Genomic DNA, 8,270 nt, shown 5'->3' on the forward strand with positions numbered 1-8,270 from the left:
ACCGTGACCACAACGCTGCCCTGAACATAATCTCTCTGGGACTACAGAGAGTCAGTCAATCTGTAGAAGCCGTCGCATTCATGCGTGCGGAGTAGTCACTGAGTCTGTGCTATCATGAAGCGGAGGGCAGAGAGTTTTGGAGCAGACACTGGGGCGCGCACTACAGGCACAACGCAAGGCACGCGGCTTAACGATCCAGGCGCTCGCGGCGAAGGCGGGGGTTCACCGGACGACCGTCTCGCGCTGGGAACGAGGGGAGGCGACTCCCTTCGCTTATGAACTCACTCGCGTTCTGGAGATTCTTGACATCAGCCCGACGGAGCGCCAAAGCTACTACCGAAACGTCGAAGCCCCACGCGCGATCCAGATCGCCCGTACGAACACGAACGCCAACCTGCCCGTCTCCCTCGGAGAGCTTCTCTCGGTACTCCGTCAGCGAGCCGGTGTCTCCCAGCGCCAAGTCGCACGGGTCGCCGGTGTCACCCAGAACCTCGTGTTCAAGTGGGAGAAAGGCGAGTGCTGGCCCAGCATGGAGCACCTGCATGCCTTTTGCTTTGCAATCGGAGCGAGCCAGGACGAGCTGGTTTTTCTCACCACCCGCGCCTGGAGCCAGGTGGAACCCCTCCCTCAAACCAAAGAGGCGCTGGACGACTTTACCCAAAGCGGGCAGGATGACACGGACACGGCTTGGGCAGGAGTCTACCTAGCGGTCGTCGCCCGCTACCAGAGTCTGTACCGCACTGGCAAGATCGGCGAGATAGAAGCGCTCTCGATGCACGGTCTGTACGCAGAGTATCTGGCTTGGCGTCTACATAGGTTCGAAGATGCCAAGCGGATCGTCGCCCCCATCATCGCAAGCCTGGGAAGAAGCCGTGGCACACTCACGCGGGGCCAGCAAGGGGCGATCCTGTGCCAGGTCCACTTCGACGATGCCTTTGGCAATCAGCGACTAAATGTCCCCCGGAACTACGGCTCAAAAAAGCAATGGGAAGGGAATCTGGCTCTGTTGGATTCCCTGGGCCACCGCTATTCGGCAGGAAAAAAGCCTAACTATCACTACCTACTGGCAAACAACTGGGAAAAAATAGGAAACATGGTGGCTGCGGAGGCCAACTACAAACACAACATTACCTCGGCGTCCAGCGAGCGAATGATTCAGCACCGTAGCTGGGCCTATATCGATTTCTTATGCCGTCAGGGGCGATTTCGCGACGCACTTCCGTTTTTGATTCCTCACTCTGCCCTCCCTCACGGAACACCGCCGCTGGTTTTTATCAAACACTGGTGCAACCATGCCGAGGTCTTCGCCGGTCTGGGAGACTACGCCCAGGCTGAGGGCTATCTTACCCAGGCAGTCACCTATGCCCATCAGCACATCGAGCCGAATCTCTACGAGTATGAGTTCTCGCGAATCGGCTCCCTCCTCAAGTAAGAAGGTACAATCGCTCTTATGAAGAGCCTCCTCACACACTTAGAGTGCAGCAAGACCGGCGAGCACTACGATGCCGATGTGCCGCAGAATCTCAGCAAAGCCGGTGCGCCGCTACTGGCACGCTACGATCTCGCCAACGGGCCGCGCACGCCGCGTGAGCTGGCGCATAAGCCGGGGCTGTGGCGCTATGCATCGCTCCTGCCTGTCCGTGATCCGCAGTTTGTGCGCGATCTAGGCGAGGGTGGGACGCCGCTTTTTCCCGCCGACCGGCTCGGTGCAGAGCTGGGAATGCCCAATCTACTGATCAAAGAGGAGTCGGTGAACCCGACGGGCTCGTTCAAGGCGCGGGGAATGGCGGTGGCCGTTGCGCGGGCGGCGGAATTAGGAATCAAGGCGCTGGCGGTGGGGTCGGCGGGGAACGCGGGCAGTGCGCTCGGAGCCTACGCCGCCGCGCTGGGGCTGGAGGCGCACATCGCCATGCCCCGCGACACGCCCGCCAGCATTGTCGCGGAGTGCCGCAGCTTCGGCGTGGACTTGACACTCATTGACGGTCTGATTACGGATGCCAACGCCTATGTCCAGAAGGGAATCAAAGAACTCGGCTGGTTCGACATGGCGACCCTGCGCGAGCCGTACCGTCTGGAGGGCAAGAAGACGATGGGCTACGAGCTTTTCGAGCAGCTCGACGGCACGCTCCCCGACGTGATTATCTACCCGACGGGCGGCGGGACGGGGCTGATCGGGATGTGGAAGGCGTTCGACGAGATGGAGCAGCTCGGGTGGATCGGAAGCCAGCGCCCGCGCATGATCTCCGTGCAGGCCGCTGGGTGCGCCCCGATTGTCCGTGCCTTTGAAGAGGGTACTGAGCACGCCACGCCGTGGGAGAACGCCCACACCAGCGCCAGCGGCCTGCGCGTCCCCCGCGCCATCGCCGATTTTCTGATTCTCGATGCCGTGCGCAAGTCCGGAGGCTGCGCGGTTGCCGTCACCGAGGACGAAATGTTTGCGGCTTGGCGACAGTTCGCTTCCCACACGGGCCTCTTCTGCGCCCCGGAAGGCGCAGCAACTCTGGCGGCGCTCCAGAAGCTCTTAGAGAAAAACCTGGTGCATAAAGACGAGCGTGTGGTGTTATTCAATACGGGTAGCGGCCTCAAGTACCTAGAAGCATGGGCGCTGGCTCAGAACTAACACACCATGAAAATTCTTATAGCAGGCGCGTCGGGGTTTATCGGGCACCCCCTGGTAGCGTCACTCACAACGGCGGGACATACGGTGCAGACGCTCAGTCGAACGCCTGGGCCGGGGCGGCTGGTCTGGAGCGACGAGAGCGCCTGGCGCGATGCCGTGGCACAGGCAGATGCGGTCGTCAATCTGTGTGGATCGTCGGTGGCGGCGCAGCGCTGGGACGCGGTTTTCAAGGAAGAGATTCTCAGCAGCCGGGTCGAACCCACGCGCAAGCTTGCCTCGGCGCATCCCAAGATCCTTCTCAATGCCGCCGCCGTCGGCTTCTACGGAGACCACGGCGACGACGAGATCTCGGAGACAACACCTGCCGCCAGCGACTACTTCGGCAATGTCTGTGCTGCGTGGGAAGACGCCGCCAGCGAGGCGAGTGCCCCTGCTCACAGGGGGCGCGTGGTTTTTCTGCGCATCGGGCAGGTCTTTGCGCGTGGCGGCGGCGTGATCGAGACCATGGTCAACCCGCCACAAGTCCCGTTCTCCCCGTGGAAACTCGGTCTAGGCGGACCGCTGGGCAACGGGCGACAGTGGGTTCCTTGGGTGCACCGCGACGACGTGATCGGGCTCATTACCTGGGCACTGGAGACGGCGAGCGTCACCGGCCCACTCAATACCGTCGCGCCAAATCCAGTCACCGCCCGCCAGCTCGCCAATGCCCTCGGAAAAGCCCTCGGCAAGCCCGCACTTGTCTCGGTGCCTACCTTCGCCCTCAAAGCTCTCGTCGGAGAGTTCGCAGACTACCTCGTCGCCAGCCAGCGTGTTGTCCCGATGAAAGCCCTTGCGCTCGGCTACAAATTCCGCTGGCCAACTCTCCCCGAAGCACTGGCGGACATTGTACAATAAACACTGTTATGACGGAAAAAGAATCTCAGATTGAGGCACTCCGAGCTGAGGCCCTGGGCTGCCAAGACTGCGGGCTCTGGGAGACGCGCACCAATGTGGTGTTTGGCGAGGGCAATCCCAACAGCCCACTGGTGCTTATCGGGGAGGGGCCGGGGGAGACGGAGGACAAGACGGGCCGTCCGTTTGTGGGCCGCGCCGGTCAGCTCCTAGACGAGTGTCTCTATGCCTGCGGCATCGCCCGTAAGCACATCTTCATCACCAATGTCGTCCGTTGCCGCCCGACTCTTGTCTCCGAGACAGGCCGCCTGCAAAACCGCCCACCCACCGCCGACGAGGCCAGCGCGTGCGTCCGTGGCTGGCTAGAGCCGATTCTAGGCACCATCCAGCCCCTCGTGATTCTGTGCCTGGGTGGCCCCGCTGCGAGCGTAGTCATTCACAAGGGCTTCAAGATCACCAGTGAGCGCGGCCAGTTCTTCGAGAGCCGCTACGCCCCCTACGCCATCGCGGGTCTACATCCCGCCTATATTCTCCGACAAGAAGGTGCGGCCTACGATCACGCCCGCGACTCGCTCATCGCCGATATTGAGGCCGCCCGCAAGAAAGTGGTCGAGGCCAAAAAAGAGCCACCCCGGACGCTGTTTTAGAGACCGCTCCCCTACGCGGGCACCGATGTGTAGCGATTCACACCTGCGGCGGCATCGCTCTTGGCCTGCTCTTCCAGGAAGCGCTCCAGCTCGACGCGAGCGTCCTTGGGGTTTACCACGGGGCCGTCCTCATGGATGCGACCGTCGCGGAACCGGATGATGCGGGTGGCGTGCTGCGCGATGTCGTTCTCGTGGGTCACCATCACCACGGTCTTGCCCTCGCGGTTGAGCTCCTGAAAGATTCCCATGATCTCAAAGCTCGTGCGGGTGTCGAGTGCGCCCGTGGGCTCGTCGGCCATGATGACTCTCGGGTCGTTGACCAAGGCACGGGCGATGGCGACGCGCTGCTGCTGGCCACCGGAGAGCTCGTTGGGTTTGTGGTGTGCCCGATCCGCGAGCCCCACCCGCTCCAGCGCCCACTTGGCGCGCTTCTCTTTATTGGGCTTGCCCGCGTAGAGCATGGGCAGCTCTACCTGACGCTGCGCCGTGGTGCGTGGCAACAAGTTAAAGCTCTGGAAAACAAAGCCGAACTTCTGGTTACGGATATCAGCCAGCCGGTCATCGGAGAGGCGTGCAACATCCTCACCGTCCAAAAGGTACTCACCGCCCGTGGGACGATCCAGGCAGCCCAGGATATTCATGTACGTAGACTTGCCGGAGCCCGACGGCCCCATGATGGCGATAAACTCACCCTCGTGAATCTGAAGGGTGATGCCCAAGAGCACCTTCACATCCATGATGCCTGTCTTATAGTTCTTAGTCAGATCTCGTGTCTCGATAACAATGGCCATAGTTTTACACTTTCGTATAGGTTTCGCTCCAAAGCAGTACCTTGCGCGGCTCGGGCGGACGACTGCCAGGGGGCGGGGTCTTGTGAAGCAAATAATAGAAATCAATTTTCATCACGCGGTAGTTAGGCTGAGGATGCGCGCGCAGCCACTCACGAATTTTATAGTGCGTAAAATACCCACGCTGCGACTCATAACTCGGCTCGTAGAGGTTCATCAAGTACTTGCGCTCACGCTCGTTCACATACTGAGACGCGACGGGGGCGGGCTTTTCCCACCGCACAGGCTTGCCTCCCTGCAGTAGGTCAACTTGAGAACCCTCCGCCAGAGTCGCCACCAGGACAAACCACCCATCTTGCTTAAAAGGGAACGGGGCAAACATCGCCCAGTTCTGATCCAGACGCACCAAGTTCGCCACCCAGGTCAGGTTCTCGGTATAACGTCCAAAACGCTTTGCATCCATCCCTCGCAAGTTCCAGAGGGCGATAAAGACAATCGAGAGGGCCGCCACAACCTGGGTAAACTTGGTGGCCTGGAGCTCAGGGAGAGGCTCACGCCGCTCGACACGGTGCCGGATTTGCCTGTTGCGCCAAGCCACCAGGCTCTGATAAGCCGCTTCGATGCCCGTCTTTACCCTAGAGACGGGTAGACGTCGCCAGAGGGCGGCCAGTTTGTCCCAGAAAAGCGCGGGCAGAAACGCGACCCACATGAGAACACTAGTCTCGCTAATAGGGCCCACGTCCATCAGTCCCGCAATCAACACAAGGTGGAAGAAAACAAAAACAGCAACCACTCCAAGCCGGAGACGTTCGACGGCAAAGGGGAGAAAGGCGACTATGGGACCGAATGCCTCCAGTGCAATCGCGCCCCAGGTTGCCAGTTTCAGAAAGATCAGTGGCAGACCCAGCATCCAGCGTCCGAGCACAGTCTGGTAGTGCTCAATTGAGAGCGCGTAGTAGATCGCCGTCCCCTCGCCGCGCCACTCGGGTGCAGACTTGAGCGCCGCAGTAAACCAGTAGAGTAAGAGCGTCTGAAGCAAAATCCCTGCCGTTCCCAGCGAAAGTGCCCGAGTCGGTACGGGCTGCTGGTAGGCTTTACAGAGTGCACATAGCCCGTCCACGGAAAAGCGCCCCCCCAGTGGCAGAAACATTGCCCAGAAGAGCAAGTGCCGGATCATTTGATCCGCACCACTAAGGATATGGGGATTGCGATTCTGAATAGAGACGGTCAGTAGCCAGCACAGGCAGGCAAAGAGCCGGGCACGGTAGCCCACAAGCAGACAGAATGCACAGACCGCGGTACACAGAAACAGAAATACCTGCCAAGCCATGTCGCCCGATGCCATGTGCAGCGAGGCAAACGCCCAGATACGCTCCCAGTACTCTCCCCCTGACCACTGCGCAACACTTGCCTCGCGAGGAAAGAGGCCGCGGTCTGTGTAGTGCGCCTCCAAAAACCGTGCCCGATCCACGAGATCCCAGAGCAGAATCCCGCCCAACCCCATACGGAGCAGTGCCACCGAGCGAAGGTCAATACCAAAAAGCCGATCCAGAAGCCCCAAGTGCGGGACATCGGGTGTAGTACTCTTGCCCACAGCGCTACTTTGCGGCGGTGCGGCCAATCCGCTCCGCCTGCCCCAGTGCGCGAGTCAGACGCGCATCCGCTGTGTAGAAGTTGTAGAGCGCCTGAACATAGTTAATCTCCGCTTGCACAAGAGATGTCTGCGCGGTGATCACCTCGACCGTGCTCCCCGCCCCAAGCTTCAGAGACTCCGATGCCGCCTCATAGTTTTTCTTTGCAGCGGCCAGTGCGGCCTCTGTAGCCGGAATGCTTACCCGCGCCTGCCCTAGGTTTCGCCAGGCCTGCTCCACTTCCAGTGCCACTTGCTGTTTCTGGTTTTGCACCTGAGCAACACTGGAGCGCTGGGTAGCTTCGGCAGCATGAATATTAGAACGAGTCGCCCCGCCATCAAAGAGGGGATAGGTAACATTAGCAACCAGAGCACGGTTATTGCCAACCTGCCGTGTCGGATCATTAGCCGCATCGAACTGGTAACCAGCCGAGAGATCTATGTTCACGGTGGGCCGAGAACTGATTTCCGCGATCTTAACTGCTGTCTGGCTTGCCGCTGCATTGACCTCAACCTGCTGGGTATCGGGACGTCTCGTCTGTGCAAAGGCAACAAGCTTGGTAATCGCATCACTATCTTTTGTCGCGGGCACGACACCGTCTACCTGAGCCGTCATCGGGGCAGTGGGTGAAGGAGGCGAGACATCCGCGAGATTAAATTTTCCGCTACCAGTTAATCCCATTGCATTGCGCAACTGTAAATGAGCAATCTCCGCATTGTTTTGCGCCTGAAGCAAGTTAACTTTCGCAGTAAGATAATCGGCTTCAGCCTGAAAAATATCTTTAGGAGGAGTCACTCCCACTGTATTGGCTTGAAATTTTATCTGCTCAAAAGTCTGCCGGGCACGTTCGACCTGCGCCTCAGAAACACGAACCAGAGCATCCGTTCGCAGGGCATTGAAGTAGGCATCAGCCACATTACCAATGACTGTCTGTCGCGTGTTCGCCTCGCTCAGCTCTAATGCGGTGAGAGACTGTTGTGCCTGTCGAGCGTTAAGATCCCGTCGCCCTGAGTCGAAGAGCCGGTAGCTTAGATTGACTTGCTCTTGTCGGCTGGTCGTTGTTTTCCCAGATGGCAGCTCCGTAATCACCCCACCGCCTTGAAAAACCTGTACCTTGCCAAACGTGTACTGGTTCTGAAAATTGTAACTGGGTGTGACAGTTGGCAGATAGCTTGCTTTAGTCTGCTTCAGGCGTTGCGCAGATGCGTCTTTGTTAGCCGCAGCCGCGACCAGCTGTGGCTGGCGATCCAGTGCTGTAGCAATGGCCATAGAGAGAGTCATTGGCCCCGTGGCCTGCACAGGGGCTACCGCAGATACCTCTTGCGCATGGGCTACAACGATTGGGAGCAAAGCCAATAATGGTGCCATAGCCACTCCAAACAGTAAAGTAAAACGAGTCCTCATCACGATATGTCCAAATCTCCCTGAGACAGATGCTGTCTCCTTAGATACCACGCTAGGGTCTTTGTTACCTCCGAGAAATTAAAGTCAGGTGAAAAAAGCTCTAACAGTGCGTGGAGACGACAGCAATCACAAGAATCGCCGCTAAAAAAGCAAAAAGGCCGCCCCCATATTTTCAATGAGGACGACCCTTTAACATAAATTCTGGCGTCGCGCTATTTTCCCGGAGGCTTTTGCCCCAAGTATCTTCGCCGCAATAGGGCTTAACTACCGTGTTCGGAATGGGAACGGG

The 8,270-nt window shown here is 59.0% G+C and carries 7 protein-coding genes and 1 rRNA gene; 4 read left to right on the plus strand and 4 right to left on the minus strand.

Annotated features, from left to right (window positions below):
- The first annotated feature begins 136 nt into the window (after positions 1-136).
- From ACH2ED_RS04610 to ACH2ED_RS04625, 4 genes are read left to right on the plus strand one after another with little or no spacing between them, the layout of a single operon-like run.
- Positions 137-1,432, plus strand: a complete 1,296-nt coding sequence (locus ACH2ED_RS04610) for a helix-turn-helix domain-containing protein (protein WP_395089034.1) — start codon at positions 137-139, stop codon at positions 1,430-1,432.
- 18 nt (positions 1,433-1,450) lie between these two features.
- A complete protein-coding gene (locus ACH2ED_RS04615; RefSeq protein WP_395089035.1) occupies positions 1,451-2,620 on the plus strand; it encodes a threonine synthase in 1,170 nt (389 codons plus the stop codon).
- Between the two features lie 6 nt (positions 2,621-2,626).
- Positions 2,627-3,514, plus strand: coding sequence for a TIGR01777 family oxidoreductase (locus ACH2ED_RS04620; protein WP_395089036.1), 888 nt, complete (start codon positions 2,627-2,629; stop codon positions 3,512-3,514).
- A gap of 8 nt (positions 3,515-3,522) precedes the next feature.
- A complete protein-coding gene (locus ACH2ED_RS04625; RefSeq protein ID WP_395089037.1) occupies positions 3,523-4,158 on the plus strand; it encodes a uracil-DNA glycosylase family protein in 636 nt (211 codons plus the stop codon).
- An 11-nt stretch (positions 4,159-4,169) separates the two neighbouring features.
- Here ACH2ED_RS04625 and ACH2ED_RS04630 read toward each other — a convergent pair whose 3' ends face one another.
- The 4 genes from ACH2ED_RS04630 to rrf form a co-directional block, all read right to left on the minus strand.
- The gene (locus ACH2ED_RS04630) at positions 4,170-4,949 is read right to left on the minus strand and encodes an ABC transporter ATP-binding protein (protein WP_395089038.1); all 780 of its coding nucleotides are present in this window, start codon (positions 4,947-4,949) and stop codon (positions 4,170-4,172) included.
- 4 nt (positions 4,950-4,953) lie between these two features.
- The gene (locus ACH2ED_RS04635; protein WP_395089039.1) at positions 4,954-6,540 is read right to left on the minus strand and encodes a hypothetical protein; all 1,587 of its coding nucleotides are present in this window, start codon (positions 6,538-6,540) and stop codon (positions 4,954-4,956) included.
- A gap of 4 nt (positions 6,541-6,544) precedes the next feature.
- Positions 6,545-7,846 carry a TolC family protein gene (locus ACH2ED_RS04640; RefSeq protein ID WP_395089040.1) on the minus strand — a complete coding sequence of 434 codons (1,302 nt, stop codon included), beginning with the start codon at positions 7,844-7,846 and terminating at the stop codon, positions 6,545-6,547.
- A gap of 334 nt (positions 7,847-8,180) precedes the next feature.
- Positions 8,181-8,270, minus strand: a 5S ribosomal RNA gene (gene rrf, locus ACH2ED_RS04645); the annotation flags it as partial.

Source organism: Armatimonas sp., from assembly GCF_043757465.1.
Lineage (GTDB): Bacteria > Armatimonadota > Armatimonadia > Armatimonadales > Armatimonadaceae > Armatimonas.

Excerpts from the sequence above, each read along its gene's own strand:
- ACH2ED_RS04615 (WP_395089035.1), top strand. The coding sequence starts at position 1,451 with ATGAAGAGCCTCCTCACACACTTAGAGTGCAGCAAGACCGGCGAGCAC.
- ACH2ED_RS04625 (WP_395089037.1), top strand. The coding sequence starts at position 3,523 with ATGACGGAAAAAGAATCTCAGATTGAGGCACTCCGAGCTGAGGCCCTG.
- ACH2ED_RS04640 (WP_395089040.1), bottom strand. The coding sequence starts at position 7,846 with ATGGCCATTGCTACAGCACTGGATCGCCAGCCACAGCTGGTCGCGGCT.
- ACH2ED_RS04630 (WP_395089038.1), bottom strand. The coding sequence starts at position 4,949 with ATGGCCATTGTTATCGAGACACGAGATCTGACTAAGAACTATAAGACA.
- ACH2ED_RS04620 (WP_395089036.1), top strand. The coding sequence starts at position 2,627 with ATGAAAATTCTTATAGCAGGCGCGTCGGGGTTTATCGGGCACCCCCTG.